Origin of the sequence: Streptomyces sp. NPDC048417, from assembly GCF_040651615.1 — a bacterium.
In the GTDB taxonomy this organism is placed as follows: Bacteria; Actinomycetota; Actinomycetes; order Streptomycetales; family Streptomycetaceae; genus Streptomyces.
Genome location: NZ_JBEZKI010000010.1, coordinates 63,384 through 89,626 on the forward strand (window position 1 = coordinate 63,384; position 26,243 = coordinate 89,626).

Annotated in this window: 19 protein-coding genes and 2 pseudogenes; 10 read left to right on the forward strand and 11 right to left on the reverse strand. The window is 72.1% G+C overall.

All coding sequences use genetic code 11. The features are described 5' to 3' along the window. Window positions 1-121 precede the first annotated feature (121 nt). Together AB0D59_RS17425 and AB0D59_RS17430 are read left to right on the forward strand one after the other, a co-directional pair. A pseudogene (locus AB0D59_RS17425) lies at window positions 122-485 on the forward strand (maleylpyruvate isomerase N-terminal domain-containing protein); the annotation flags it as partial. A 108-nt stretch (window positions 486-593) separates the two neighbouring features. After that, window positions 594-824, forward strand: a pseudogene (locus tag AB0D59_RS17430) (Lrp/AsnC ligand binding domain-containing protein); the annotation flags it as partial. Window positions 825-836: 12 nt separating this feature from the next. Here AB0D59_RS17430 and AB0D59_RS17435 read toward each other — a convergent pair. Then, window positions 837-1,496: a DUF4360 domain-containing protein gene (locus AB0D59_RS17435; RefSeq protein WP_362565658.1), complete on the reverse strand. Its 660-nt coding sequence runs from the start codon at window positions 1,494-1,496 to the stop codon at window positions 837-839. Window positions 1,497-1,724: 228 nt separating this feature from the next. Beyond that, a complete protein-coding gene (locus AB0D59_RS17440; RefSeq protein ID WP_352218698.1) occupies window positions 1,725-2,183 on the reverse strand; it encodes an Rrf2 family transcriptional regulator in 459 nt (152 codons plus the stop codon). A gap of 73 nt (window positions 2,184-2,256) precedes the next feature. Between AB0D59_RS17440 and AB0D59_RS17445 the strand changes: the two genes are divergently transcribed. Beyond that, on the forward strand, window positions 2,257-5,307 hold the full coding sequence (locus AB0D59_RS17445) for a beta-galactosidase (protein WP_362565660.1): 3,051 nt from the start codon (window positions 2,257-2,259) through the stop codon (window positions 5,305-5,307). A gap of 79 nt (window positions 5,308-5,386) precedes the next feature. Here the strand turns inward: AB0D59_RS17445 and AB0D59_RS17450 are convergent, their stop codons facing one another. The 5 genes from AB0D59_RS17450 to AB0D59_RS17470 all read right to left on the reverse strand — a co-directional run bounded on the left by AB0D59_RS17450 (window position 5,387) and on the right by AB0D59_RS17470 (window position 11,126). Beyond that, a complete protein-coding gene (locus AB0D59_RS17450) occupies window positions 5,387-6,898 on the reverse strand; it encodes an alpha-N-arabinofuranosidase (protein ID WP_362565661.1) in 1,512 nt (503 codons plus the stop codon). Window positions 6,899-7,005: 107 nt separating this feature from the next. Then, window positions 7,006-7,977: an arabinan endo-1,5-alpha-L-arabinosidase gene (locus tag AB0D59_RS17455; RefSeq protein WP_362565663.1), complete on the reverse strand. Its 972-nt coding sequence runs from the start codon at window positions 7,975-7,977 to the stop codon at window positions 7,006-7,008. Window positions 7,978-7,987: 10 nt separating this feature from the next. Then, a complete protein-coding gene (locus AB0D59_RS17460; protein WP_362565664.1) occupies window positions 7,988-8,839 on the reverse strand; it encodes a carbohydrate ABC transporter permease in 852 nt (283 codons plus the stop codon). Continuing rightward, a complete protein-coding gene (locus AB0D59_RS17465; protein ID WP_362565666.1) occupies window positions 8,836-9,774 on the reverse strand; it encodes a sugar ABC transporter permease in 939 nt (312 codons plus the stop codon). The genes AB0D59_RS17460 and AB0D59_RS17465 overlap by 4 nt, the downstream gene beginning before the upstream one ends. Further along, window positions 9,771-11,126: an extracellular solute-binding protein gene (locus AB0D59_RS17470; protein WP_362565668.1), complete on the reverse strand. Its 1,356-nt coding sequence runs from the start codon at window positions 11,124-11,126 to the stop codon at window positions 9,771-9,773. Before AB0D59_RS17470 ends, AB0D59_RS17465 begins: the two co-directional genes overlap by 4 nt. Before the next feature lie 267 nt (window positions 11,127-11,393). Between AB0D59_RS17470 and AB0D59_RS17475 the strand changes: the two genes are divergently transcribed. The 3 genes from AB0D59_RS17475 to AB0D59_RS17485 are packed head-to-tail and all read left to right on the forward strand — an operon-like array spanning window position 11,394 to window position 14,615. Next, window positions 11,394-11,996, forward strand: a complete 603-nt coding sequence (locus tag AB0D59_RS17475) for a toxin-antitoxin system, toxin component family protein (RefSeq protein WP_362565669.1) — start codon at window positions 11,394-11,396, stop codon at window positions 11,994-11,996. Continuing rightward, a complete protein-coding gene (locus AB0D59_RS17480; RefSeq protein WP_362565670.1) occupies window positions 11,993-13,228 on the forward strand; it encodes an MAB_1171c family putative transporter in 1,236 nt (411 codons plus the stop codon). Before AB0D59_RS17475 ends, AB0D59_RS17480 begins: the two co-directional genes overlap by 4 nt. After that, window positions 13,221-14,615, forward strand: a complete 1,395-nt coding sequence (locus tag AB0D59_RS17485) for a pyridine nucleotide-disulfide oxidoreductase (protein ID WP_362565672.1) — start codon at window positions 13,221-13,223, stop codon at window positions 14,613-14,615. Before AB0D59_RS17480 ends, AB0D59_RS17485 begins: the two co-directional genes overlap by 8 nt. A 182-nt stretch (window positions 14,616-14,797) precedes the next feature. On the opposite strand, the gene AB0D59_RS17490 is transcribed toward AB0D59_RS17485, so the two are convergent. Both AB0D59_RS17490 and AB0D59_RS17495 read right to left on the reverse strand, forming a co-directional pair. Next, a complete protein-coding gene (locus AB0D59_RS17490) occupies window positions 14,798-15,664 on the reverse strand; it encodes an SMP-30/gluconolactonase/LRE family protein (protein WP_362565674.1) in 867 nt (288 codons plus the stop codon). Further along, entirely contained in the window at window positions 15,661-16,434 is a 774-nt protein-coding gene (locus tag AB0D59_RS17495) for an IclR family transcriptional regulator (protein ID WP_362565676.1), read from the reverse strand. Before AB0D59_RS17495 ends, AB0D59_RS17490 begins: the two co-directional genes overlap by 4 nt. A gap of 128 nt (window positions 16,435-16,562) precedes the next feature. Here AB0D59_RS17495 and AB0D59_RS17500 point away from each other — a divergent pair, with 128 nt between their 5' ends. Beyond that, the gene (locus AB0D59_RS17500; protein WP_362565678.1) at window positions 16,563-17,162 is read left to right on the forward strand and encodes a hypothetical protein; all 600 of its coding nucleotides are present in this window, start codon (window positions 16,563-16,565) and stop codon (window positions 17,160-17,162) included. Here AB0D59_RS17500 and AB0D59_RS17505 read toward each other — a convergent pair. Next, window positions 17,143-18,015, reverse strand: a complete 873-nt coding sequence (locus AB0D59_RS17505; RefSeq protein ID WP_362565679.1) for a hypothetical protein — start codon at window positions 18,013-18,015, stop codon at window positions 17,143-17,145. The two genes, AB0D59_RS17500 and AB0D59_RS17505, sit on opposite strands and share 20 nt — an antisense overlap. A gap of 157 nt (window positions 18,016-18,172) precedes the next feature. Here AB0D59_RS17505 and AB0D59_RS17510 point away from each other — a divergent pair, with 157 nt between their 5' ends. The 3 genes from AB0D59_RS17510 (at window position 18,173) to AB0D59_RS17520 (ending at window position 22,436) form a co-directional block, all read left to right on the forward strand. After that, the gene (locus AB0D59_RS17510; protein ID WP_362565681.1) at window positions 18,173-19,258 is read left to right on the forward strand and encodes a MerR family transcriptional regulator; all 1,086 of its coding nucleotides are present in this window, start codon (window positions 18,173-18,175) and stop codon (window positions 19,256-19,258) included. 237 nt (window positions 19,259-19,495) lie between these two features. After that, window positions 19,496-20,977, forward strand: a complete 1,482-nt coding sequence (locus tag AB0D59_RS17515; protein WP_362565682.1) for an acyl-CoA synthetase — start codon at window positions 19,496-19,498, stop codon at window positions 20,975-20,977. After that, window positions 20,970-22,436 (forward strand): carboxyl transferase domain-containing protein, encoded by a 1,467-nt coding sequence (locus AB0D59_RS17520; protein ID WP_362565684.1) that lies wholly within the window; start codon window positions 20,970-20,972, stop codon window positions 22,434-22,436. The genes AB0D59_RS17515 and AB0D59_RS17520 overlap by 8 nt, the downstream gene beginning before the upstream one ends. Window position 22,437: 1 nt before the next feature. Here AB0D59_RS17520 and AB0D59_RS17525 read toward each other — a convergent pair whose 3' ends face one another. Further along, window positions 22,438-26,091, reverse strand: coding sequence for a S8 family serine peptidase (locus tag AB0D59_RS17525; protein ID WP_362565686.1), 3,654 nt, complete (start codon window positions 26,089-26,091; stop codon window positions 22,438-22,440). Between the last annotated feature and the right edge of the window lie 152 nt (window positions 26,092-26,243).

A 26,243-nucleotide genomic window follows, 5' to 3' on the forward strand; every position in this document is an offset into this window, starting at 1 on the left:
CTGGAAGGTGCCGCGACATGCCGTCTATCGACTGCGGCGCCGTCGGGGCTGGTCGCGCAGTTCCCCGCGCCCCTTACGGGGCCCTGCCGAACCGCAGCGGATTTCGCCGGACCCGCTCAGCCTGCGGAGCGCGGATCTCTTCGCACGCGCATGGACGGCGTTGCTCGCGGCGGTGGCCGAGTTGCCGGACGCGGACTTCGCCCGGCCTTCCGGCGGACTTCGCCCGGCCTTCCGGCTGTACGGGCTGGCTGGTACGGGACCTGGTCTGCCACCTCGTCATCGACGCCCAGGACGTGCTGATCACCCTGGCCACGCCGGCGCAGGCGGAGCCGACGCGGACCGCGGTGACGTACTGGGAGGTCGCTGGGACCCCGCTGCACCCCGTCGACCACCAGCTGATCGCCGGACTGGTCGAGGACGGGCGAGCCTCCTACACGGAGCTCGCCCGCCGCGCCGACATCTCCGCGCTGACCGTGCGCCGGCGCCTGGAGGCGCTGGCGCACGGCATGGTCGTACGGCTCGCGACCGAGGTCGACCTCGCCCGGCTGGGCATCCGTACCGAGGCACTGTTGTGGACGACGGTGGCCCCCGGCGGCCTCGAGGAGACCGGCCGGCGGCTCAGCCGCCGTCCACAGGTGCGGTTCGCCTCGGCGACCACCGGCTCGGCCAACCTGCTGGTGGCGGTCGCCGCGGCGGACCTCGACGCGCTCTACCGCTTCCTGAGCGAGACCGTCGGCGCCCTCGAACACGTCACGACGCTCGAGGTCACGCCCATCCTGACGGGGGTCAAGCGGACCGGGCTGGTCCGCCCCGGGAGCCTGTGAGCGACGCGCGGACTACTTGGCGGGGCACTCCTTCCAGGCCAGGTGGTAGACGGTGCTGATCTCGCCGTCGGTGGAGTCCATGGTCATGAAGCTGACCTTGCCGGGGTTCGCGCTGCCGGCGGCGACCCGCAGCTCGGTGTTGATGTTGAAGTTGCGCTGCACCCCGCAGGGTGCCCAGACCAGCTGGGCCCAGTCGGTGGTGTCGGTGGCCTGCCAGTTGTCGTCGTAGGGGCCCCGGAAGGGGTGGTTCGCCGAGGCCGTGTTGGACGAGCCCTGGAAGTAGTACGAGGCACGCTGGGTACCGGTGGCGCCCTGCTGGAGGGAGGCGAAGCCGCGGTAGTCGGCGCTGGCGATGGCGTAGGTGAAGCCACCCGGCACGTGAACGACCAGGTTGAGCTGGCAGTTGCGCCGGAAGGCGGTGGGGTCGGAGTTGCCGCCGGCCTGGGCGAGGTAGTCGCTGTAGGTGACGGTGAAGGCCTCGTTGTCCTCGGAGACGGCTACGGCGGTGGTGCCCTGCGGGCAGCCGGAGCCGTTCACCGTGGCGACGTTGATCACGATCTTGTCCGGCGGCGGGTCGTCGAAGACGGGCGACGACGAGGCCTTGGCCTGAGCGGGCAACCCGGCGGTGAGCAGCGCGGCGAGCGCTCCGCCGAGCAGGAGTCCATGCCTCATGGGTTTCATGGCTTCTCCGGTTCGGTGATCGAGTGGGGGGTGGCACCCTCGGCCCGCAGGACCCTCACGCCCCTCAAGGTTCGATGTGGTTCACCTTTGAAGAACCTGTGAGTTTCCTGTGAAGAACGAGGCGCTCGCATCGTAGGAACCCCCACACCGAGCGGTCAGGGCGAACTCCGGCCATTCACAACGGCGGATTTCACAGGCCCGTCAACCCTCGCCTCACCCCTACGGGTTCTCCCAGGCCGCCGGTTCCGCGGCCAGTGCCCGGACCGGCTCCGGGAGGGCGTCCGCCGCGATGTCCGCCACGGTGACCCCTTCGAGGATCCGGCGGACGTTCGCGCGCAGCGCGATCCACAGGGGCAGGAGGGGCTGGGCGGTGCCGGTGTAGGCCAGCCCCGTGGGGCGTTCGCCGCGTACCGAGACGATCGGGCCGTCCACCGCCCGGATGAGGTCCGCCACGGTGATCGCGGACGCGTCCCGCGCCAGCCGGTAGCCGCCGCCCCCGCCACGCCGGCTGTCGACGATCCCGGCGCGCCGGAGGTCACCCAGAATGCCCTCCAGGAATTTGTGCGGGATGTCCTGCGCCCCGGCGATCTCCTCGGCCTTCACCGGGCCGTCGTCCTGCCGTACGGCGAGCTCCAGTACCGCCCGTACCGCGTAATCCGCTCGTGCCGAGATCCTCATGCGTCCATTGTGGGGCGTACTCCCATGGACAATGGGCGCACTCGCGCCCCGTAAGATCGCCCGGGAGGATCCCTTGGCGCTCAGCAGACGTACCTTCAGTGCCCTCGCCGGCTCGGCCGCGCTCGGTTTCGCCCTGGGCGGCAGCGGCGGGCCGGGGGCGGCTTCGGCGTACGCGGCCCGCACCGTGCCGACCGGGCCGCCCCCCGCCCCGCCGCGCGCCGACGGACGACGGCACACGATCGGCTACGACCACTACTCCCTGGTCGTCGACGGCCGGCGGCTGGTGGTGTGGTCCGGCGAACTGCATCCCTTCCGGCTCCCGAGCCCGTCCCTGTGGCGGGACGTGCTGGAGAAGATGCGGGCGCACGGCTACAACACCGTCAGCATCTACGTGGCGTGGAACTACCACTCCCCCGCGCCCGGCAGGTACGACTTCACCGGCGTCCGCGACCTGGACCTGTTCCTGCGCACGGCCGCCGAGACCGGGCTGTACGTCATCCTCCGCCCCGGCCCCTACATCAACGCCGAGGTCGACGCCGGAGGCTTCCCCGGCTGGCTCACCGCCACGCAGGGCGCGGCCCGCACCACCGACCCGACCTACCTCGGGCACGTCGACGCGTGGCTGACGGCCGTCAACCGCATCGTGCGCCGCCACCAGCTCACGGACGGCGGCGGAAGCGTCCTCCTCTACCAGATCGAGAACGAGTACGACGGCCACGTCGCCGACCCGGCCGGCCCCGCCTACATGTCCCACCTGTACAAGAAGGTGCGGGCGGACGGCATCCACGTCCCCCTCTTCCACAACGACAAGGGCCGCAACGGCTACTGGATCCCCGGCTCCTTCGACACCGGCGGCGAGAGGGGGAAGTGGCTGTACGGCTTCGACGGCTACCCCGCTCCCACCCAGACCCCGCCGGACTGGGGCGACTTCGGGATCGGCGGCCTCAAGGGCGGCGCGACCGCCAGCCCTCGTACGCCCGGGTTCGTACCGGAGTTCGGGGGCGGCTGGTTCGATCCGTGGGGCGGGGTCGAGTTCGGGGGCAAGGGGTACGCCGAGTCCCGGCTCACCCGGGACGCGGCCTACGAACGCCGCTTCTACCTCACCAACCTCGCCAACGGCATCACCCTGCACAACGTCTACATGACCTACGGCGGCACGAACTGGGGCTGGCTGCCGGCGCCGGTCGTCTACACGTCGTACGACTACGGGGCGGCCATCGACGAGGCCCGCAACGTCACCCCGAAGATCGCGCCGATGCACCAGCTCGGCCACCTCCTGCAACGCGTCCCGGACTTCGCCAAGCTGGAGCGCGCCGCGGACGTCCACGCGGACGGGCTGAAGACGTACCACCTCACCAACCCGGACACCCAGGCACATGTGTACGTGCTGCGCAACGACGGTGCGAGCGAGGTGACGTCCACCCTGAAGACCCACAAGCGGGACGGGGGTGACGAGATCGAGGTCACCGTCCCGGCCAAGGACGCCCGGCTCATCACCACCGGGCTCTCCCTCGGCAAGCGGAAGCTGCGGTACGCCACCGCCCAGCCGATGGCCGTGTTCACCGCCGGCCGGCAGGACATCGCCCTGTTCACCGGCCGGTACGGCGAGATGGCACACCTGGTCCTCGAGTGCCCGTCCGAGCCCTTCGTCCAGCGCCTGGACGCCGAGGCGGCCTGGGTGTACGACCAGGGCGTCCTGCATGTCACCGCGCCGCTCGGCCAGGGCGGGCTCACCCGGGTCCTGGTGCAGCGCGGCGAGAGCGACACCCCGCTGCTGCTGCTCTTCGCCGACGACGCGACCTCGCTACGGCTGTTCCCGTACGACACCCCGTCCGGCACCCTGCTGGTCTACGGCCCGGCGGTGCTGCGGCACGCGAAGCTCAGCGGGGGGACCGTGCAGCTCACCGGGGACACGGTCGGGCCGAGCGGTGTGGAGGTGTGGGGGCCGCGCGGGATCACCTCGGTCACCTGGAACGGGCGGCCGGTACAGACCCGGGTGGGCCTCTCGGAGAGCCTGGTCGCCATGTCGGATCTGGCGGGGGCGCCGAAGCCGGCGCTGCCGGTCCTGGCCGGCTGGCGCCGCAAGGCCGAGAACCCCGAGTCGGCGGCGGCCTTCGACGACTCGTCGTGGGTGGTCGCGGACAAGAGGACGTCGTTCAGTACGACGCCCGTCCCGGACGGTCAGCCGGTGCTGTTCGCCGACGACTACGGCTTCCACTACGGGGACGTCTGGTACCGGGCGCGGGTGGACGGCGACTTCGAGGACCTGGAGTCCCTCTCCCTCGCCTACAGCACGGGCACCCAGGGCATGCTGATGGCCTGGCTGGACGGGAAGCCGCTCGGTTCGCACCGGATGCCGGTGCCGGACACGAAGACGGTCCGGCAGGGCAGCTGGGCGGCCACGGCCGAGTTCTCCGTCGCCGGGCTGCAGAAGAAGTGGAAGAAGGAGGCGGAGCAGGCGTCTCAGATGGTGTCTCAGAAGGACGCGGAGAAGGCACAGCGCGAGCAGCGGCGGCATGTGCTGTCCGTGCTGGTGCGGCGGATGCAGCACGACATGGACGGCCGTTCCCTGGACACCCACAAGGTGGCCCGCGGCCTGACCGCCGTGACCTTCAAGGGCGCCTCGCCGAAGGTGAGTTGGCGGATCCAGGGCGAGACCGCGCCCGATCCGGTGCGGGGGCCGCTGAACAACGGCGGGCTCTACGGGGAGCGGGAGGGCTGGCATCTGCCCGGGTTCGCCGACGGCGGGTGGGAACCGGCCGAACTCCCGCGCGCGGACCAGGGGATGGGCGTCACCTGGTACCGCACCGGCTTCAAGCTGGCCGTGCCGGACGGGGTCGACGCGTCGGTGGGGCTGGTCCTGGAGGACGATCCGGCGCGGGCCTACCGGGTGCAGATCTTCCTGAACGGCTGGAACCTCGGGCAGTACATCAACGATGTGGGCCCGCAGCACACGTTCGTGCTGCCGAACGGGATTCTGCGGACCCGGGGGGCCAATACGCTGGCCCTGGCCGTGCTTTCGGACGGTACGAGCGAGTTCGGGCCTGGTGCGGTCCGGCTGGAGTTGCTGGGGAGTGCGGCCGGAGGAGTTTCCGTGGAGACGGTTCCCTCCCCCGGTCGTTGACTGCGGGCCGGTGGGGGCTGAGCGCGCCCACGCGGCGGAGCCGCACACGGGTACAGCCCCGCGCCCCTTACGGGGCCCTTTACGCCAGGCGGATCACATTCCAGGACAGGGGTTCCAGAGCTGCGGTGAGGACGCCGTCCTGCAGAGCTGTGCCGTCAGCCTGGTGCGGCGCCACCCGCTCCGGGTCCTCCAGCGTGTTGCGGGCATCGGGGTCCTGGTCCGCCAGGACGCTGTGTTCGGCCACCTGGGTCAGGCCCAGGCCGCTCAGGGCGATTTCCAGGGGCAGGGCTTCGGTCTGGCTGCGGTTGACGGCGAAGACGGTCACCGTGCCGTCGTCGGCCCTGACCGCCGTCGCGTGCAGCAGGCTCGTCTCGCCGTACTTCTTCGTGTCGTACGTCGGTGAGTCCACGCGCACGTCCAGCACCTGGCCCCGGCCGTGCCGCGACGCCTGGGCGAAGGGGAAGAACGTCGTCTGGCGCCAGGCCGGGCCGCCGGGCTCCGTCATGATCGGGGCGATGACGTTGACCAGCTGGGCCAGGCAGGCCACGGTGACGCGGTCGGCGTGCCGGAGCAGCGCGATGAGGAGGGAGCCGAACACCACCGCGTCCAGGACGCTGTAGTTGTCCTCCAGGAGGCGGGGGGCCTCGGGCCAGTCCCGCGCGTCGGAGTTCTCGATCGCATGCCACTTCGAGGTGTACCAGACGTTCCACTCGTCGAAGGAGAGGTTGATCTTCTTCTGGGACTTCAGCCTGGCGCCCACGTGGTCACAGGTGGCGACCACGTTCTCGATGAAGGACTCCATGTCGACGGCGGAGGCCAGGAAGGAGTCGACGTCGCCGTCCTGGGGCTCGTAGTAGGCGTGCAGGGAGATGTAGTCGACCAGGTCGTACGTCTCCGCGAGGACCGTCGCCTCCCACTCGGCGAAGGTCGGCATGGACTGGCTGGAGGAACCGCAGGCGACCAGTTCCACGGAGGGGTCCATCTGGCGCATGGCGCGGGCGGTCTCGGCGGCGATGCGGCCGTACTCCCCGGCGGTCTTGTGGCCGGTCTGCCAGGGGCCGTCCATCTCGTTGCCCAGACACCAGAGCCTGATGCCGAAGGGGTCCTTGTCGCCGTGGGCGGCGCGGAGGTCCGACAGGGCGGTTCCGGAGGGCTGGTTGGCGTACTCCTGGAGTTCCAGGGCCTCCGCCACGCCCCGCGTGCCGAGGTTGATCGCCATCATGGGCTCGGCCTGCGGGCCGACCTTCTTCAGGAAGGCGATGTACTCGCCGAGCCCGAAGCGGTTGGTCTCCGTCGACCGCCAGGCGAGGTCGAGGCGGCGCGGGCGCTCCTCGACCGGACCGACCGAGTCCTCCCACTTGTAGCCGGAGACGAAGTTGCCGCCGGGATAGCGGAGGGCGGTGACGCCGAGTTCGCGGACCAGGTCGAGGACGTCGGTGCGGAGGCCTTCGGCGTCGGCCGTGGGGTGGGTCGGCTCGAAGATGCCGGTGTAGACGCAGCGGCCCAGGTGCTCGACGAAGGAGCCGAAGAGGCGGGGGTTGACTTCGCCGATGGTGAAGGCCGGGTCGAGGGTGAAGCGGGCGGTGCGCAATGTTCGCCTTTCGGGGTGGGTTGTTTCTGAATCGTGGGCGAGTGCGGGTGGTTCGTGGCTGGTCGCGCCCACGCGGCGGAGCCGCAAACGGACACAGCCCCGCGCCCCTAAAAGACTCTGGGCCAGCCGTCCTTTGTCCAGCCCAAGGGGTTGAGCCCCAGCTTCGGGGTGCCGTTGTCGGCCGCGTCGTAGTAGTGGTACGCCAGCCATGTTCCGTCGTGGGCGCTGAACGTTGATTCGCCGCCCGGGCCTATGTACCTGCCGTGGCTCGCCAGCAGCAGGTCGCCCCCGCCGTTCAGCATCGGTGTGCCCGTGCTGTCGGTGTACGGGCCCGTCACTGACGTCGAGCGGCCCACCCTGATCTTGTAGGTGGAGTTCACTCCGGCACAGCAGGCGTCGTAGGACGCGAAAAGGTAGTAGTAGCGGCCGTGGTGGAGGATCGAGGCGCCCTCGACGGCGTAGGGGGCGTCGGGGCGGGTGGCGAGGTGGGCGACGGCGGCGCCGGGGATCGCCTTCCCCGTGCGCGGGTTCAGCTCCACCATGCGGATGCCCGTCCAGTACGAGCCGAACGCCATCCACAGCTTGCCGTCGGCCCGGACGACCGCCGGGTCGATGGCGTTCCAGGAGTCCGTCGTCTCCGACGAGAACGCCTTGCCGTGGTCGGTCCAGGTGCCGGGGAGGCCGGACGGGGAGGTGGCCACGCCGATCGCGGAGTGGTTGGTGCCCCAGGAGGAGACCGCGTAGTAGAGCCAGTAGCGGCCGTCGCGGTAGGAGAGGTCGGGGGCCCAGGGGTCGGCGGTGGAGTTGTAGTCGTACCACCAGCTCGGCGGTGTGGTGAAGGCGTTGCCCGCGTCGGTCCAGTCGTGGAGGTTCGTGGAGAGGCGGGCGCCGATGATGCCACCGGTGGAGTAGGCGACGTACCGGCCGTCGCCGAGCCGGTGGACCGTGGGGTCGTGGATGATCTGCTGGCCGGTCAGGGGAAGGGGGTCGGGGTAGGTGACGTCGGCGGAGGCGGTGGCGGGGAGGAGGGCGATCGTCGCCGCCGCGAGCAGGGCGGCGACTCTGGGGAAGCGCTTCAACTCGGGCTCCTCACTGGCCGGCCAGGCCCGTGTGGGCGACGCCCGCCACGATCTGGCGCTGGAAGAAGACGAAGACGACGATCAGCGGCAGGCCCGCCATGAGGCCGCCGGCCATGAGCTGGGCCCACTGGATGCCGTAGGAGTTCATGACGGTCGCGATGCCGTTCGGCATGGTCATCAGGTCGGGGTTGTTGGTCACCATGTAGGGCCACAGGAAGTTGTTCCACGAGGCGATGAAGGTGAAGATGCCGACCGCGGCGAGGGAGGGCCGGGAGAGCGGGAGGACGATCGTGAAGAAGACCCGCCAGCGGCCCGCGCCGTCGATGAAGGCCGCCTCCTCCAGCTCGCGCGGAACGCCCTGGAAGAACTTGTAGAGGATGTAGACCATGGCGGCGGGGGCGCACTGGGGCAGGATCATGCCCCAGTAGGTGTCGACCATGCCCATCTGCTGGACGGTGGTGAAGAGGGGGACACCGAGGACGGCCGGGGAGACCATGAGGCCGGACATGACCAGGGCCAGCAGCGGGCCCTTGCCGCGGAACTCGGTGCGGGCGAAGCCGTATCCGGCGAGGGCGCTGACGAAGAGGACGATCGACGTCACGCAGACCGAGACGACCAGGGAGTTCACGAACCAGTCGGTGATGTTGCCGGTGTCGAAGAGCGCCCGCCACGCCTGGCCCGTCCAGTGCTCGGGCAGCCAGTGCGGCGGCACCTCGACGGCCTCGGTCTCCGACTTGAGGGAGGTGAACAGCCCCCAGGCGAGCGGGGCGAGGAAGACGACGGAGACGGCCGCGCCGAGGAGGGTGAGGACGATCTGGCTGGGCGTCCAGGTGGACTTGCGGTGCGGTACGGCCGTGGTCATCGGGTGGCCTCCTCGGTGCGGTTGCGCAGCAGCCACATCCTCGCGAGGGCGACGGCGGCGATGATCACGAAGAAGATGACGGAGATCGCGGAGGCGTAGCCCACGCGGTAGCTGGTGAAGCCCTCTTCGAGGGTGTACTGCACGAAGGTGCGGGTCGAGTTCTCCGGTCCGGGGCCGAAGTCCATCATGACCACGGCCTGGTCGAAGACCTGGAGCGAGGCGAGGATCTGCAGGGCGACGACCAGGCCGGTGATGTTGCGCAGCATGGGGAGCGTGATGTGGACCGCGCGGTGCCAGGCGTTCGCGCCGTCCAGCTTCGCGGCCTCGTAGAGGTGGGCGGGGATGGACTGGAGCGCGGCCAGGTAGAGCAGGAAGCTGAAGCCGGCCGTCCACCACAGGGTCTCGATGACGATGGCGAGCATCGCGTACGACTTGTCGGTGAGCCACGGTGTGTCGATGCCGAACACGTGGTTGATCATTCCCGTGCCGGGGTTGAACAGCCACTGCCAGAGGTTGCCGGCGACGGTGGAGGGGAGGAGGAAGGGCACGAAGAAGCACAGCCGCCACAGCCATTTCCCGCGCTCGATGTGGTGGGCGAGCATCGCGAGGAGGAAGGCGAGGACCGTGATGCAGGGGACGACCAGCAGCGTGAAGTACGCGCTGTGGCCGAGGGCGTCCCACATCAGCGGGTCCTTGAGGGCCTCGCGGTAGTTGTCGAGGCCGATGAAGCTCTCGCCCGCGCCGGTGATGTTGGCGTCCGTGAGGCTGAGGTAGATGCCGCGCAGCAGCGGCCAGATCACGAAGAGGGCGAAGAGGAGGAGGAAGGGCGCCACGAACCAGCCGCCGTGCTGGAAACCCGGCCTGCGGCGGACGGTGGCGCTGTCGGCGGCGGTCCTGGCGCGTGCCGGGGCGAGAACGGTCTCGGCGGTCGTCATGCGGCCGTACCTCCCTGCGCGGCGGTCCTGCCGTCCATGGGGTTCTTCATCGCGAGCAGCTTGGCGAGCTCGCTCTTCATCCGGCCGGCCGCCGCGTCGGGCTTGGCGGAGCCGAGCGTCGAGGAGACGACGATCGGGCCGACGCGCTGGGCGAGGATGCCGGTGGAGCCCGCGAACCACACCTTGGGCTCGTTGGCCTGGTGGTCCATGGCCGACACGTACTCGTTCTGCGGGTACAGCTTCTTGTACGCGGCCGTCGACAGGGTCGGCGTGTACGCCGGGATGTGGCCGCCGGCCGCCCACTGCCGGGCGTGGGTGACGACGTAGGCGGCGAGCCGGTGGGCCGCCTCGTCGGTGGCGCCGCCGCGGTCGGACTGGTGCGGCAGGACGAAGGAGTGCGACTCGGCGTGGGTGGCCTGCCTGCCGAAGACGGGCGGCAGCGGGATCGCGCCGTAGTCGAGCTTCGCCGCGTTGTAGACGGGCACCGACCAGTTGCCCTCCCAGGCGAACGGGGCGCCGTTGATGAACTGTTCGGCGCCGACGGACCCCATGGTCGGGTCGGCGTATCCGTCGGTGACGTGCCGACGCAGGAACTCCAGGACCTGGGTGGCCTTGTCGGTGTCGAAGGTGACCTCGGTGTCGGCGTCGTTGAACCAGGTGCCGCCGAGCTGGGTGTAGAAGGCGACGAAGAACCACCACTGGAAGTTCTGGTCGTTGATCCACAGGCCGATGGTCTGCAGGCCCTTCCTGGTCGCCTTCTTGGCCTCCTTGAGCACACCGAACCAGTCGTCGGTGGACGTGATGGGCACGATCCGGTCGTCGGAGCCGAGCAGGCCCGCCTTCTTCAGCACGTCCTTGCGGTAGAAGCAGAGCTGGACGTGGACATCGAGCGGCAGGGCGTAGAGCTTGCCGTCGATGAGGCCGCGCTGCCACAGCCCGGGGTTGTAGTCCTGTTGCCGCAGGCCGTACTCGGCGAGCAGGTCGACGTCCCAGGCGTCCAGGAGGCGGCCCGGCGCGAAGCCGGCGACCCGGCCGATGTGCATGACGCCGAGGTCCGGTGCGCGGTTGCCGGCGGCCGCCATGGCGAGCTTGGTGTAGAAGGGATTGCCCCACTGGAGGGTGGAATCCTTGACCGCGATGTCCGGGTGCGCCTTACGGAAGGCGTCCAGCATCGCGATCATGTTGTAGCCGTCGCCGCCGCTGAAGAGGTTCCAGTAGCGGACGCGGGTGCGCGCGGTGGAGGCGAGCGCGTCGGCTCCGGAGCCGAGGGCCGCGAAGCCGAAGCTCGCCGCCACCGCCAATCCGCCCGCCGCGCCCAGTAGTTGCCTGCGACTGAGGCCAGGTCGTCCCATTGCCTGCCCTTACCTTCGAGGAACTTGCTCGTATCACTTGCTCGTATCATTTGTTCGGTATTTCGACTTGCGCTCGTAACTTCGAACGGGACCGTAAAATCGAAGCGTTTGCGCGTCAATGGGTCCGGCGGGACTTTCCCGCACCGGTGGGTCGTTCCGAGGTGAACCACCGCCGTCGGATCGCATGACGCGGACACATCCGGACGCGTAATCTCGGACGGGCCGACGCGGCGCGGGACCGTCGTGGGGCGGTGCGAAGGGGGAGCGATGGACTTGGCCGGCGCGGGGCACCGGTGGGCCGGGATCGCCGCGAGACTGCGGTACGCCCGGCCGGGCGCACAGATGCGCGCCCTCGCCACCGGCCTCACCGCCGCCGTCCGCGCCCGGCCCCGACAGCCGGCCGGGGTGGGCGAGTTGTGCCGGGCGCTGTGCGAGGAGATGACCGCGCGGCGCGGCGGGCGGCCGGTGGAGCTGCGGTTCGAGCGGTTCCCGGACGAGATCGAGGTCACCGGACTGTGGGTGGAGTTCCAGGACTTCGACCTGGTCATCGTCGAGGAGCGGGCCGAGGCCGTGCAGCAACTGGTCATCCTTGGCCATGAGTTGTGGCATCTGCACACCGGCCACCGCCATCACCACGGGATCGGCCCGGAGGCGGCACGCGCGCTGGCCGGGCAGCCCGGCTGGCGGGACACCGCGTTGACGGCGGCCGCGCGCAACGGCTCCCGGGAGTCCGACGAGGCCGAGGCCGACGAGTTCGGGTACCGGCTGGCGACCGCCTTCCGGCCCTATGTCGAGCAGCCGCGCCGCTCCCCGTCCGGCCCCGTCCAGCGCACCCTCGGCTACCGCGGACGCGGCGGAGCGGCACGGTGACCACCCCCCTGGCGGCAGCGAACCCCTCGGGGCTGCTCAGCGAGCTCTACATCTCCTTCTGGATCCCCACCGCGGTGCTGACCACCGCCCTGGTGCTCAAACTGCCCACCATCATCCGGCTGTGGCGCGACCCGCTGCTGCGCGCGGTCGGCGGACTGCTGCTGCTCGCCTGCGCGGTGTTCGTGTTCTGCACGCCGTCGACGATCGCCACCGTGAACCGGTGGACCGGCGTCCCCAACATCTCCGCGCCCTGGGCGTACTCGCTCATCACCGCGTTCGGCGGCTCCTGTCTGCTGCTGATCATCGCCTGGCGCAACGGGCTCGCCGACCGCTCGGCCGCCACCCGGCGCGCGATGCGCTGGGTGATCGTCGGCTACTCCTCGGTGATCGCCGCACTGTGGCTGCTGTTCGCGCTCGCCGACGCACCGCTGGAACGGCTCCGGGACCTGGACACGTACTACGCCACCACCCCCTTCATGCGCGAGGAGATCCTGCTCTACCTCGTCGCCCACTGCGTGGCCTGTCTCATCACCTCACGGCTGATCTGGAACTGGGTGCGCACCGAGGGCCTGGACGCCTGGCTGCGCTGGGGGCTGAAGCTGCTCGGCGTCGGCTACGTCCTGAACCTGATCTTCGACGCCTGCAAGCTGGTCGCGGTCACCGCCCGCTGGTGCGGCAGGGACCTGGACTGGCTCAGCACCAGCCTGGCCCCGCCCGTCGCCGCCCTGTCCGCGATCAACATCGCCGTCGGCTTCATCCTCCCGCACGCCGGCCAGTACCTCCACGACCGCTGGCGGATCCGGCTCGCCCACCACGAGCTGCGGCCGCTGTACCAGCTGACCCGGACCGTGCACGGCGACGGCGTCCCCTTCGTGCTGCGCGCCACGCCCGAGTTGCGGCTGACCCGGCGCGAGACGTTCATCCGGGACGTGCTGCTGCCCCTGACCCGGCGCATCGACGCCGACCTCGACCGGCGCTCCTACGACGCCGCGCTCGGCCTCGGCCACCCGCCCGAGCAGGCCCGGGCGCTGGCCTCCGCGGTCAGCATCCTGAACGCCGTCGGCACCCGGGACCGTACCCCCGAGCCCGCCGACGCGGCCGACGGCCCGGACGCCACCCACCTCCTCCAGGAGATCGGGGCGGTTTCCCGGGCGCTGCGCCACCCCGACCGGATCGAGGCGGTACGGGAACGTGCGACCGCCCCAGCAGAGAGCGTTGCCCTTCATGACTGACCGCACCGCCGTCGTCCTCGGCGGCTCCCTCGCCGGGCTGCTCGCGGCCCGGGCGCTCGCCCCCTGCACGGACCGGGTCGTGGTCGTGGAGCGCGACGCGCTGCCCGCCGGACCGGAACCGCGCAAGGGACTCCCGCAGGCCCGGCACGTCCACCAGCTGTGGTCCGGCGGCGCACGCGCCCTGGAGGAACTGCTGCCCGGCACCATCGGGCGGCTGCGTTCGGCGGGGATACGGCGGCTGCCGGTGACCACGGACATGGTGGCCCTCTCCCCGCAGGGCTGGTACCGGCGCTGGGCGGAGTCGGCGTTCATGCTGCCGGGCAGCCGGGACCTGCTGGACTGGGTGGTGCGGGAGCGGGTGCTCGCCGACGACCGCATCGAACTGCTGCCGCGGACCGAGGCGGTGGGCCTGCTCGGCACGGACCTCGCCGTCACGGGCGTACGGCTGCGGTCGCTCGACTCCGGCGCGGAGCACGTGCGCACCGCCGGACTGGTCGTCGACGCCACCGGCCGCGGCTCCCGCACACCCGCCTGGCTGGCCGAACTCGGCCTGCCCGCCCCCGAGTTCCGTGAGGTCGACTCCGGTATCGCCTACGCCAGCCGGATGTTCCGGGCCCCGGCGGAGACGGTCCGTACCGGCTTCCCGATCGTCAACCTCCAGGCGAGCCCGCAGGGCGGCCGTCCTGGACGCGGCGGCGTCCTGATGCCGATCGAGAACGGCCGGTGGCTGGTCACCCTCCACGGCAGCCGGGGCGGCGAACCGGGCGCCGACGCCGGCGACTTCCTGCGCTACGCCCGGGAGGAACTGGCCCACCCCGTCATCGCCGAACTCCTCACGAACGCCGAACCGTTGACCGACGTGTCGGTGACCCGTACGACGGCCAACCGGCGCCACTTCTACGAACGGGCCCAGGCCTGGCCGGAGAACCTCATCGTCCTCGGCGACGCGGTGTGCGCGCTCAACCCCGTGTACGGGCACGGGATGTCGGTGGCCGCGCAAGAGGCCCTCGCTGTGGGGAACGTGATACGGCGTCAGGGCTGGGGCGCACCCGGGCTCGCCCGGTCCCTCCAGAAGGCGGTGAGCCGGCCGGCGCGGGCGGCCTGGGAACTGTCGACGGGGGCGGACGTGTTCTACCCCGGCGCGACGAAGAACGGGCCGACACTGCGGGACCGGCTGGCGCAGGCGTACGTGGACCGGCTCCTGTACACGGCGACCGGGAACGGCCGGATCGCCCGCCGGGTGACGGACGTGACGGCACTGGAGCGGGGCGCGGAGGTGCTGCTGGCGCCGGGTGTGGTGCTGGGCGCGCTGGTGGGCCCGCTGAGACCGCAGCTGACCCGCCCCCCGCTGACCGCGGAGGAGCTGAAGGCGGCGGGGGTTCTGTAGGCGCGGCCGCGCGGCGCCCCGCAAGGGGCGCGGGGAACTGCGCGATCAGCCCCCACGCACCCGCAGCCGCATGGACGGTCGTGATTCTGTAGGCGCGGCCGCGCGGCGCCCCGCAAAGGGCGCGGGCAACTGCGCGATCAGCCCCCACGCACCCGCAGCCGCATGGACGGTCGAGGCAACCGCTACCCCTGGAACGCCGGTTGGGCGACTCCCTTCCCGGCCCCCGGAATCACCAGCAGGGAACCCGCCGTCGGATGCGGCCGGTCCAGCCCCACCCGTGCCGTCGTGACGTACAGGTCGGTCAGATCGGCGCCGCCGAACGCACAGGCCGTCGTCAGCGACGCCGGCAGGCTGATCACCCGGTCCAGCTCGCCGTCAGGCGTGTAGCGGCGCACCGCTCCCCCGCCCCACAGCGCCACCCACACACAGCCCTCCGCGTCGACCGTCAGCCCGTCGGGGAACCCGGCACCCTCCTCGATGGTCACCAACGGGCGCCGGTTGACGGGGAGTTCGCCGTCGTAGTCGAAGACGTCCACCCGGCACGTCGGCGTGTCGACGTAGTACACGCGGCTGCCGTCCGGGCTCCAGCCCGTCCCGTTGCTGACCGTGACATCGGGCAGCAGGGTGGTGACCGAGCCGTCGCCGGTCACCCGGGACAGCGTGCCACCGCCCACCGTCTCGTCGTAGCGCATCGTGCCCGCCCACAGGGAGCCGTCCGGCGCCACCGCCGCGTCGTTGGCGCGGCGTCCGGGAACCGGCTCGCGGTGGAGCCAGCGGAACGTGTCGTCGGGGTCGAGGAGCCCGACGCCGTCGCGGAGGTTGAGGACCAGGCCGCCGTTCGCGCGGGGCTTGACCGCGCCGATGTGCTGCTCGGCGCTGCGGATCGTACGACCGCCCGTGGCCGGGTCGTACGTGTGGATCCGCGCGCCCAGGACGTCGATCCAGACGAGGCGGCCGGTCGCCGCGTCCCACGTCGGGCCCTCACCGAGCGTCGCCTCCGCCGCCACCGCGACCTCGTACGCCGTGCGGGGCGTGTGTGCCGTCGTCATGCCACGCTCCGGTGGCCGAGGCGCTCGGAGAGTTCGGCGGCGCCCTTGGCCGCGAGCTGCTCCAGCTCGTCGCGGCGCTCGTCGCTCCAGCGGATCATCGGGACGGAGATGGACATCGCCGCGACGACCTGGCCGGTGCGGTCGCGGACCGGCGCGGCGACACAGGAGACGTCAGGATTGGACTCCCGGCTCTCCACCGCGATGCCACGCGCCCGGATCCCGGTGAGGGCCTCGCGCAGCGCGTCCGGCTCGGTGATGCTGTTCGGGGTCATCGCGACGAGGTCGGCGTCGTCCGGGATGCGCGCGGACAGCTCCTGCTCCGACAGCGAGGCCAGCAGCATCTTGCCGACCGAGGTGCAGTGGGCGGGGAGGCGGCGGCCGGCGGCGGAGACCATGCGGACCGCGTGCGTGGAGTCGACCTTGGCGATGTAGATGACGTCGGTGCCTTCGAGGATCGCCACATGGACGGTCTCGTCACAGGTCTCGGCGACGGACCGGGCGACCTGCTGGCCTTCGGCGGCGAGGTCGAGCTGCTCGGCGTACCGGCTGCCGAGCTGGTACGGGCGGACGCCGAGCCGGTATCGTCCGGGCTGTCCGGGTACGGGCACGATGTACGACCGGGCGGAGAGCGTGGTCACCAACTCGTGCACGGTGGTGCGCGGCAGCTGGAGTCTGCGCACTATGTCAGGGGCGGAGAGAGTCCCGTCCCCGTCGAGGAAGAGCTCAAGAATGTCGAGAGCCCGGGTCACGGCAGGCACAAGGCGTCCCACGTCCGGCCCCCTCCCTTGGGTCTAAGCGCCAGATATCGTCAAAATCGTCAAAGCTGCGGGAACGTTCGAGATATCAACAGGCGATCGGCATGACGAACACAGGCTAGCCACCGAGGATTGCCCGGGCAATGGCCGGGAACCAGCCGGGGACCGGTATGTGCACCATGGGTGCCATGCGACTGGACTTCCAGCTGGTGCTGCTGCGCCGTATGGCCGACCACAACCCGGACCTCGTCGAGGACGCCCGGCGTGAACTGGGCGCGTCGATCGCGGACATGCGCGAGGCCAACAAGCGGTGGCAGGCGATGGTCCGCTCGCCCCGCTCCCGCGCCGCTGCCGCCCGCTACCGCTCGGTCCTCGGCCCGCCCGACTCCGAGAGCAAACGCACCGTCGGCGACCTGGAGTGCATGGCCTGGCAGTGGCCGCTCCCCCTCTGGCCCACCCTGCGCTTCGAGATCCTGCTCGGCCCCGGCGGCGCGGTCTGGAACGAATGGCTGGTCCGTGCCCCCGGCGCCCCCGCCCCGAAGCTGGAGACCCTCGAGGACCTCACCCCCTGGTCCTGCACGGTCGACGAGGCCGCCCGCGCCTTCGCCCCCGCCCGCCCCCTGGAGGGCACGGCCCCCACCCGCTGGGGCCTCACCTTCACCGTGCCGGACGGCCGTCAGGTGGTCGCGGAGTTCACCTGGGGCCTGCTCCAGCGCACCGCGGTCATCGACGGGCCGCGGTGAGGACCGCCTCCGCCACCGCGTCCACCGACCCCGGGTGCAGGAACAGGAACAGGTTCGGCTCGACCAGTTCCAGCTCCATCACCTGCGGCTGTCCGTCCGCCCCGTCGACCAGGTCCACCCGGGCGCACAGCAGCTCTGGCGCCTCCGGCACGGCGGCCAACGCGCGCTCCGCGACCGCCAGTTCGGCCGGGGTGGGGGTCCACCTCTCCAGGTCGGGGTGGGCGACCTTGTCCGCGTCGTAGGCCGTGCCCGGGGTGAGGACGGCCCGCTTGCGGCTGGCGTGCAGCAGCCGCCCGCCGAAGAACTGCAGCGCCCGCTCGCCGCTGACGTCGATCCCGGCGACGTACGGCTGGACCATCGCGGTCAGCCCCTCGTCGTGCATCCGGGCCAGGTGCCGTACGGCCGTCCCGTGCTCGCCGGGCGTGTAGCGGGCGGCGAACCGGGCGCCGGCGCCGAAGGTGGGCTTGACGACGAAGTCGCGGTCGGACGGCAGCTCGACCGGGTCGCCCGGGGCGAGATACCGGGTCGGCACGACGGGCACACCGGCCGCCGTGAGATCACCGAGATACCGCTTGTCGCTGTTCCAGCGGACCACGGCGGCCGGATTCGCGATCCGGGTCGCCTTCCCCACCCGCTCCACCCACGGCAGGAACTCCTCCGTGCGCCAGCTGTAGTCCCAGGTGGAGCGGATGACGACCAGGTCGAAGGCGCCCCACTCCACGTCGGGGTCGTCCCAGGGACGGGCGACGGCGTCCGCCCCCGCGGCGGCCAGCGCGCGCAGCAGCACCGGCAGATCCTGGTCCTTGCTCGGCTGCGCGCCGGGATCGTAGGTGGCGAGGGCTATTCGGGGCACGGCGGGAGCTCCCTTGTCCTGGTGTCGGCCGGTTTTCCGGTCCGCCGCAGGCTAACCACTCCTGCCTGCCGTACCGCAACCGCGGCCGCCCCGTTGACCTTCACCTTCGGTGAAGCCCCAGCATCGGTGGCAGACGTCGAGGAACACGAGGTACGGCATGAAGTGGCTGACCATCGGCGCCTTCGCGAAGGCCTGCCGGCTGTCGCCGAAGGCGCTGCGGCTGTACGACGAGCTGGATCTGCTGCGACCCGCCCGGGTCGACCCGGACACCGGCTACCGGTACTACGCCGCCGAGCAGCTCGAACGTGCCCGGCTGGTGGCCTGGCTGCGGCGGCTGGGGATGCCGTTGGCGCCGATCCGCGAGGTGTGCGGGTTGCCTGCCGACCGGGCCGCTCAGGAGATCCGGGCCTACTGGGCCCGGGTCGAGGCGGAGACCGCCGTACGACGGGACCTGGCCGCGTTCCTCGTCGACCACCTGTCCGGAGAGTCGAGAAGGGAAACGACGAAGATGCTGGAGTTGCGTTACGCCGCCCACTCGGACCGGGGGCATGTCCGGCCGGCCAACCAGGACACCGTGTACGCGGGGCGCCGGCTGCTGGCCGTCGCCGACGGATGCGGGGCGGCCGGGGCCCGGGCCAGTGCCGCCGCCGTGGAGGCGCTGAGGTTCCTGGAGGACGCGGAGCTTCCGGCGGGGAACGTGCTGAACCTCCTGGAGGACGCGGTGCGTTCGGCGGACGAGGCCGTGCGGGCCGTGGCGGAGGGCAGCACGGACGTCGGTACGACCCTCACCGCGCTGCTGTGGACCGGGTCCCGGCTGGCCCTGGTGCACATCGGGGACTCGCGGGCGTATCTGCTGCGGGACGGTGAGCTGTTCCGGATCACGCACGACCACAGTGTGGTGCAGTCGCTGATCGACGAGGGGCGGCTGACCCCGGCGGAGGCCGACAGCCATCCGCAGCGGATGCTGCTGGCCAGGGCGCTGTCGGGGGGTGCGCCGGTCACGCCGGATCTGAAGCTGCACGAGGCCCGGGGCGGCGACCGGTACCTGCTGTGCTCGGACGGACTGACCAGGGTGGTCTCCGACGAACGGATCCGGGAGTTGCTGGGCGGGAGCGGCCTGGAGCCGGGCGACGCGGTACGGGGGCTGGTCGACGAGGCGAACTCGGTGGGCGGCCCTGACAACGTGAGCGCGGTCGTCGCCGACGTGGCGTCTGCCACCCGTCCACCCGCCCAGGTCGGATAGCAGGCGAGGCAAGAGCTGACCCGGGCCGGGAGAAGACGAGTGTCATGTCTACGACTCACCCCGCCCTACGGGCGACGGAGATCCGGCTCGCCCCGGACCCGAGCAGGGTCGTCGCAGCACTCGGTGCACGTCGGCTGTGATCAAGGCCGGTGGCCGGAGCGCGGGTGGGGCGGTCCCGGAGGGGGTGGCTGGTGTAGGAAGGGGTTGTCGAGGTTCCGACCGGTGAGGAGTCGTCGCGTGTCCTTTCTGTTTCCGGCCCTGGTGGACGGTCCGGGCGAGCGCAGCGAGACGGGGGTCCCCCCGGCCGATGTCCGGGGGAGGGTCGCCCTGCGGTTCGGCACACGGTCGCTGACGTACGGGCAGCTCGCCGCCGCCGCGGGCGCCGTCGCCGGCCAGGTCCGGGACGCGGGCCGGGTCGCCGTGTGGGCGACCCCGGAACTGGAGACGGCCGTCGCCGTCGTCGGCATCCTGCTCGCCGGCCAAGCCGCCGTGCCGCTCAACCCGAAGTCGGGCGAGAAGGAACTCGCGCACATCCTCTCCGACAGCACGCCGGCCGCGGTGCTGGCCGCACCGGGGGCCGAACTCCCCGCGGCCGTCGCCGGCCTGCCGCGTATCGACGTCGACGTGCGGGCCGTCGGCCCGGTCCCCGCGGACCGCACCACCGAGACCGACCCCGCCCTCGTCGTCTACACCTCCGGCACCACCGGCCCGCCCAAGGGCGCCGTCATCCCGCGCCGGGCGCTGGCCACCACCCTGGACGCGCTCGCCGACGCCTGGCAGTGGACCGGGGACGACGTCCTGGTGCACGGGCTGCCGTTGTTCCATGTGCACGGGCTGGTGCTGGGGATTCTCGGGCCGTTGCGGCGCGGTGGTTCCGTGCGGCACCTCGGGCGGTTCGACACCGACGGCGTGACCCGCGAGCTGACCGAGGGCGCGACCATGCTGTTCGGCGTGCCCACCATGTACCACCGCATCGCCGAGGCCCTGCCCGCCGACCCCGCGCTGGCGAAGGCCCTCGGCCGGGCCCGGCTGCTGGTCTCCGGCTCGGCCGCGCTGCCCGTCCACGACCACGAGCGGATCGCGGCCGCGACCGGGCGGCGGGTCGTCGAGCGGTACGGCATGACGGAGACGCTGATGAACACCAGTGTGCGCGCGGACGGGGAGGCCCGGGCGGGGACCGTCGGGGTGCCGCTGCCGGGTGTGGAGCTGCGGCTGGTGGAGGAGGACGGGACGGCGCTCGCCACGTTCGACGGGGAGACCGTCGGGGAGATCCAGGTGCGCGGTCCGAACCTGTTCACCGAGTACCTCAACCGGCCCGACGCCACCGCCGCCGCCTTCACCGCCGACGGCTGGTTCCGCACCGGCGACATGGCCGTGCGCGAGCCGGACGGCTATGTGCGGATCGTCGGCCGCAAGGCCACCGACCTGATCAAGAGCGGCGGTTACAAGATCGGGGCCGGTGAGATCGAGAACGCGCTGCTGGAGTATCCGGGGGTGCGGGAGGCCGCCGTCACCGGGGAGCCGGACGCGGACCTGGGTGAGCGGATCGTCGCCTGGATCGTCCCGGCGGATCCGCAGTCCCCGCCCGGGGAGCGGGAGTTGGCGGACCACGTCGCCGGCCGGCTCGCCCCGCACAAACGCCCGCGTGTCGTCCGCTACCTGGACGCGCTCCCCCGCAACGACATGGGGAAGATCATGAAGCGGTCCCTGGGTGTCTGAGAACCGGCCGGTCCGGCTCTCCGCCCGGCAGTTCCTCGACCTCGTCGCCGACCCCGGCACCTTCGTCGAACTCCCCTCCCCGGTACGGGAGTCCGGGCCCGACGGTCCCCTCGGCTGGCACGGGTACGACGCCTCGCGGGCCCGTGCCGCCGAGCGCACCGGCGAGGAGGAGTCCGTGGTCGTCGGCACCGCGTGTGTCGAGGGCACGGCGGCCGTGCTGATCGTGTTCGAGTTCGGGTTCCTCGGCGGCTCGCTGGGCGAGCGGACCGGGGACCGGCTGGAGGCGGCGTACGCGCATGCCCGCGCGCACCGGCTCCCGGTCGTCCCGCTGGTCGCCACCGGCGGCAGCCGGATGCAGGAGGGCATGCTCGCCCTGTCCCAACTCCAGCGGGTGGCCCGGCAGTCGGCGCTCACCCGGGAGGCGGGGCTGGCGCAGATCGCCGTCCTGCGCGATCCGACGACCGGCGGCGGCTGGGCGACCCTGGGCGCCGGTGCCGATGTGATCCTGGCGCTGCCCGGGGCGCAGGTGGGCTTCGCGGGCTCCCGGGTCCGCCCGCCGGACGCGGACCCGGCGGCGTACACGGCCCAGGCGCAGCTCGCGGCGGGGTCGGCGGACGCCGTGGTGCCGCCGGCAGAGCTGAAGGCGACGCTCGGCTTGTGGCTACGACTCCTCACGAACCCGGCCACGGCCCCCGCCGCCCCGCCGGACGCACTCGACTCCCCGCCGGACGCACTCGACGCCCCGCCGATCGCCCGCGCAGACCCGCCGGACACCCCCGCCGACCCGCCGACCGCCCCCGCCGACCCGCCGACCGCCCTGGGTGACGCCGGTCTGCCCGCCACCGGATGGCAGGCCGTCCAGCGCGCCCGCGCCCCGCACCGGCCGCGCGCCCTCGCCTACCTGGACGCCTGGTTCGGTGACCGCCGGGGCGCCCTCGTCGGCGACCGGTGCGGCGGCGCGGATCCGGGCGGGATGCTGTGCGGGTTCGGCGAGCGGGACGGCGGTACCGTCGCCTTCGCCGCGCAGACCGGCACGGCGACCCGGCCCGCCGGCTACCGGACCGCGACCCGTCTGATACGGCTCGCCGACCGGCTCGGGATCCCCGTGCTCACCCTCGTCGACACCCCGGGCGCCGCCAACGACGCCGAGGCGGAACGGCAGGGCGTGGGCGCGGCGATCGCGGAGTTGTTCGGCGCGGTGGCGGCGGCCCGGACGCCGATCACCACCCTGGTCATCGGCGAGGGCGGCTCGGGCGGGGCGCTGGCGCTGGCCGCGCCCGGCAACACCTGGGCCACGCCCGACAGTTACTTCTCGGTCATCGCCCCGGAGCTGGCGGCGGCGATCCTCAAGCGACCCCCGGAGGAGGCCGAGGCCACCGCCGGCCAGCTGCGGATCCGGCCGCAGGACCTGGTGGAGCTGGGGGTGGTCCGGGGCATCACCGGTCACCCCCAGGGCTGAGTCACCTCACTCCCACCGCCCGGACGATCTCCTGGGTGACCGCGCCGCCCCGGTCGTCGCTCGCCGAGGCGCGCAGCGAGACGTACGCGGCGTCGCGCGGCACCGCGAGCACACCGTGCCCGGCCCCGGTGAGGGGGACGTTCCGCCAGGAGACGCCGTCGTCGTACGACACCTCGAGGCGGCAGCCGCCCAGCGTGCCGGTCCCGCTCGCCCCGGCCACGTACGAGGCGCTGATCCCGACCGGGACCCGGTGGCCGCCCCTGACGTCCCCCGCGAGGTCGGTGTCGACGTCGAAGGCGAGGTTGATCAGCGGGAGGTAGGTCCAGTGGTCCTCCGGGGTGGCCGCCGACCGGAAGGTCCACTCGGCGTGGCCCCGGGTGGCGAGCCGCCAGCTGCCGGCGTCCAGGGCGGTGTCGGTGACCACCTTGTACGTGTGCTCGTCGGCCGGCGCGTCCCACGCGTACGCCCCGGAGCCGGTGCGGCGGTCGACCAGGGTGCCGTCCTGGTAGACCGAGGTCTGCTGGGTCATCCCGCTGTCCTCGCTCCACGCGTCGCCGAAGCCGGTGTGGTCGGGTCCGGAGTCGCCCCAGCCCGGGGTGTTGAACTGCAGCTCGTTCCCGGCGCGTTGCTGGCCCCAGCCGAGTCCGGTGCCGAGCCAGGGGTGCCACACCGGGCGGAACCAGTTCAGCGTCGGCCGTGATCCGCCGGTGTACGTCACCAGTCCGCTGCGCTCCTCCAGCGTGCCGTCGCCGACGGTCACCGACTCGTGCCAGCGCTGGCCGGGGCCGGTGGAGACGTAGTCGGTGCGCTCGGCCGGGAAGTCGACCCGCTGCTGGAAGCCGAGGCCGACCGGGAAGGCGTCGGTGATCGAGTAACGGAACTCGCCGCCGCCAACCGGCCGCGCCGCGTGGAACTTCACGTTCACGGCGGCGAGTTGGCGGCGGGTGGGGGCGTAGGTCAGGTTCCGGTCCGGTATCGCGCCTCGGTGGCCCTCCGAAAGGTCGTACACGTAGGGCGAGTTGCGGGTGCCGGTCATGTCCACCCGGCCGGCCGCCCGCAGCCGGGCCGCGTCGGCGGCGTTGACCGTGGCTATCTGGAGCGGCCGGTCGGCGTCGTCGTCGGTGCCCCACCAGGCCATCAGCCGGCCGGGCGCGTCGTCGGTCACGAACAGCGCCTTGGCGCCCGCGTCCTGCGCGGCCCGGGCGAGGGCGGACGGATCGGTGCCGTCGGCGAGACGGGCGAGGACCGCCTTGCCCGCCACACCGGTGAACGGACCGTCTCCGACGTCGACGAGCGGCAGCCGGGTGCGCCCCTCGAGGAGCGTCCCGCCGGACTGCACGGTCGCCTCGCCGATCCCCTCCACCGCCAGCAGCGGCTTGGCGAGCCGCCACACGGTCCGGTACTCGAAGGTGCCCCGGGTGACCTTCGCGGTCGGCGCGGCGAAGACGCTGTCGTAGGTGAGCGGCACCTGGACCGCGCCGAAGAGGTCGGTGCCGTTCGCGTTCCGGTCGTACTCCATGACGAGCTGGCCGGTCTCGGTGCGCCGATCGGTGACGGCCTTGATCTCCCGCAGTTTCCGTCCGTCCAGGGTGACTTCGCGGTCCCGGTCGAGGGTGATCTCCGGGGCGGCGAGGAAGCCGAGGCCGAGGGAGTCGGCGCCGTGGCTGCCGTGTACGTCGAGGAAGGAGGTGAGGCTGTAGGTGCCGGGCTGGAGGCGGAGCCTGAGGGTGCCGGAGTCGCCGACCTGGGCGGGCTCGGCGTCGGACCCCTCGGCCAGCCGCTGTACGACGAGGCCGGCGGCGGTGGCGGCGCCGTCCCGGTCCAGGACGTGGACGGTGAGGGTGTACCGCTCCTCCTCCTTGACCAGCCCGAAGACGGTGTGCGCGACGGGGGTCCCGGTTCCGGCGAGGGCAGCCACGATCTGCCCGCTGGTGTTCCCGACCGCCGCGTCGGTGCCGTCCCCGGTCACGGTGGTGGCGGCGGTGCCGTGCGCCGGGACCGTGAGGGTGGCGTCGGCGAGGGTGACGACACCGTCCGGGGCGCCCTGCGCCGTCAGGTTCAGCCGCACGTCGTCGTCGGAGGTGTTGGTGTAGGTGAGCGTCCTGGTCACCGGCTTGTCCGCGTCGTACGGCCAGCCGTAGAAGCCGAGGTCGGCGCTGCCGGTCGCGGTGACCTGCGCGTTCACCGCACCGGCGACGTCGACCCGCCCCGCGCCCAGCACATAGGCAAAGGCGTCGAGCTGCTTCGACGTGGACATCAGGGCGTCCTTGAGCTGGGCGCCCGTCCAGTCGGGGTGCTCCTCGGCGAGCAGCGCGGCCACCCCCGCGATGTGCGGGGTCGCCATCGACGTACCGCTCATGGAGGTGTAGTAGCCGCTGCCGGAGGTCAGTTGGGAGCGGGCGGCGAGGATGCCGACGCCGGGGGCGGAGAGGTCGGGCTTCAGGGCGTTGTCGCCGTAGCGGGGGCCCGCGCTGGTGAAGTAGGCCGCCTGGTCGTCCGCGTCCACCGCGCCGACGGTGAGGGCCGCGTCGGCGGCGCCGGGCGAGCCGATGGAGGAGGCGGCACCGGTGTTGCCGGCGGCGACGACGAACAGGGCGCCGGTCTCGGCGGACAGGGTGTTCACCGCCTGGGCCATCGGATCGGTGCCGTCGCTGGGCTCGGTCGAGCCGAGGCTCATGGAGATCACCTTGGCGTGCACGTCCCGGGCGGCCCACTCCATGCCGGCGATGATCTGGGACTCGCTGCCCGATCCCTGGTCGCTGAGCACCTTGCCGACGGCGAGGGTGGCCCCGGGCGCGACGCCCTTCTCCTTGCCGTCGGAGGCGGCTCCGCTGCCGCCGACCGTGGAGGTGGTGTGGGTTCCGTGGCCGTTGCGGTCGGCGATCTCCTCGCCGTCGATGAAGCTCCGGGTGACGTCGACCCGGCCGGCCAGGTCGGGGTGGGTGAGGTCGGCGCCGGTGTCGAGGACGGCGACGGTGACACCCTTGCCGGTGTAGCCGGCGTCCCAGGCGGCGGCCGTGCCGATCTGCGCGTTGCTGTCGGCCATGGTGGCCTTGACCCGGCCGTCGAGCCAGACCTTGCCGAGGCTCTTGCGTGCCGTGAAGGTACGCCAGAAGGTGCGCCCCTTGCCGGCGTCGACGGCGGCCCCGCGCAGACTGGGCAGCGCCCGGGTCCGCTCGGCGCCGCTCAGCGGGACGGCCTTGCCCGCATAGGTCACGATCAGCGGCAGGGCATCGCTCCTGGCGTCGGTGAGCCCCTGCCGGATCAGCCCGCTGACGTCGAACAGCCGCCGGTCCAGGGTGCCTTGGCGCAGATAGGCCAGGGCTTCGTCGGGTACGACGGTGATGTCACCGTCGTCCACCTGGGTGCGGACGGCACCGGTGGCGCCGGGCGGGCGCTGGACGGTGACGGTCTTCTTGCCCTGCCCCACGTCGGTGACGGTGACCTTGTCGCCGGTGACCAGGGTGACCGTGGTGGTGCCCGTGGGCGAGCCGACGGCGGCCGAGGGCGCCGCCGTCGCTGTCGTCGCCGTCACCACCGTCGCTGTCGTCGCCGTCACCGCCGTCGCTGTCGCCGCTGTCGTCGGGAGCAGGCCGATCACGAGGCCCGCGGACAGGAGGGTCGCCCCACGCCCGATGGTTGGTCGTCTTCTCATCCACGCCTCTTCTCGAAGGGTGCGATCAGGTGCGTCGAGTGCTGGGAAGAGTGTCACGGCACCGGTGTTGCACGGGTGTTGAACGGTGCTGGCGGGAAGGCGCCCGGGCGGGTTTCCGCCACGACGCCAGGACAAGGGAGGTCGGGTTCCGC

What these genes read in the sequence shown, in the direction of transcription:
- AB0D59_RS17435 (WP_362565658.1), bottom strand. Translation starts at nt 1,496, where the DNA reads ATGAGGCATGGACTCCTGCTCGGCGGAGCGCTCGCCGCGCTGCTCACC.
- AB0D59_RS17440 (WP_352218698.1), bottom strand. Translation starts at nt 2,183, where the DNA reads ATGAGGATCTCGGCACGAGCGGATTACGCGGTACGGGCGGTACTGGAG.
- AB0D59_RS17460 (WP_362565664.1), bottom strand. Translation starts at nt 8,839, where the DNA reads ATGACCACGGCCGTACCGCACCGCAAGTCCACCTGGACGCCCAGCCAG.
- AB0D59_RS17465 (WP_362565666.1), bottom strand. Translation starts at nt 9,774, where the DNA reads ATGACGACCGCCGAGACCGTTCTCGCCCCGGCACGCGCCAGGACCGCC.
- AB0D59_RS17470 (WP_362565668.1), bottom strand. Translation starts at nt 11,126, where the DNA reads ATGGGACGACCTGGCCTCAGTCGCAGGCAACTACTGGGCGCGGCGGGC.
- AB0D59_RS17475 (WP_362565669.1), top strand. Translation starts at nt 11,394, where the DNA reads ATGGACTTGGCCGGCGCGGGGCACCGGTGGGCCGGGATCGCCGCGAGA.
- AB0D59_RS17485 (WP_362565672.1), top strand. Translation starts at nt 13,221, where the DNA reads ATGACTGACCGCACCGCCGTCGTCCTCGGCGGCTCCCTCGCCGGGCTG.
- AB0D59_RS17490 (WP_362565674.1), bottom strand. Translation starts at nt 15,664, where the DNA reads ATGACGACGGCACACACGCCCCGCACGGCGTACGAGGTCGCGGTGGCG.
- AB0D59_RS17500 (WP_362565678.1), top strand. Translation starts at nt 16,563, where the DNA reads ATGGCCGGGAACCAGCCGGGGACCGGTATGTGCACCATGGGTGCCATG.
- AB0D59_RS17510 (WP_362565681.1), top strand. Translation starts at nt 18,173, where the DNA reads ATGAAGTGGCTGACCATCGGCGCCTTCGCGAAGGCCTGCCGGCTGTCG.
- AB0D59_RS17525 (WP_362565686.1), bottom strand. Translation starts at nt 26,091, where the DNA reads ATGAGAAGACGACCAACCATCGGGCGTGGGGCGACCCTCCTGTCCGCG.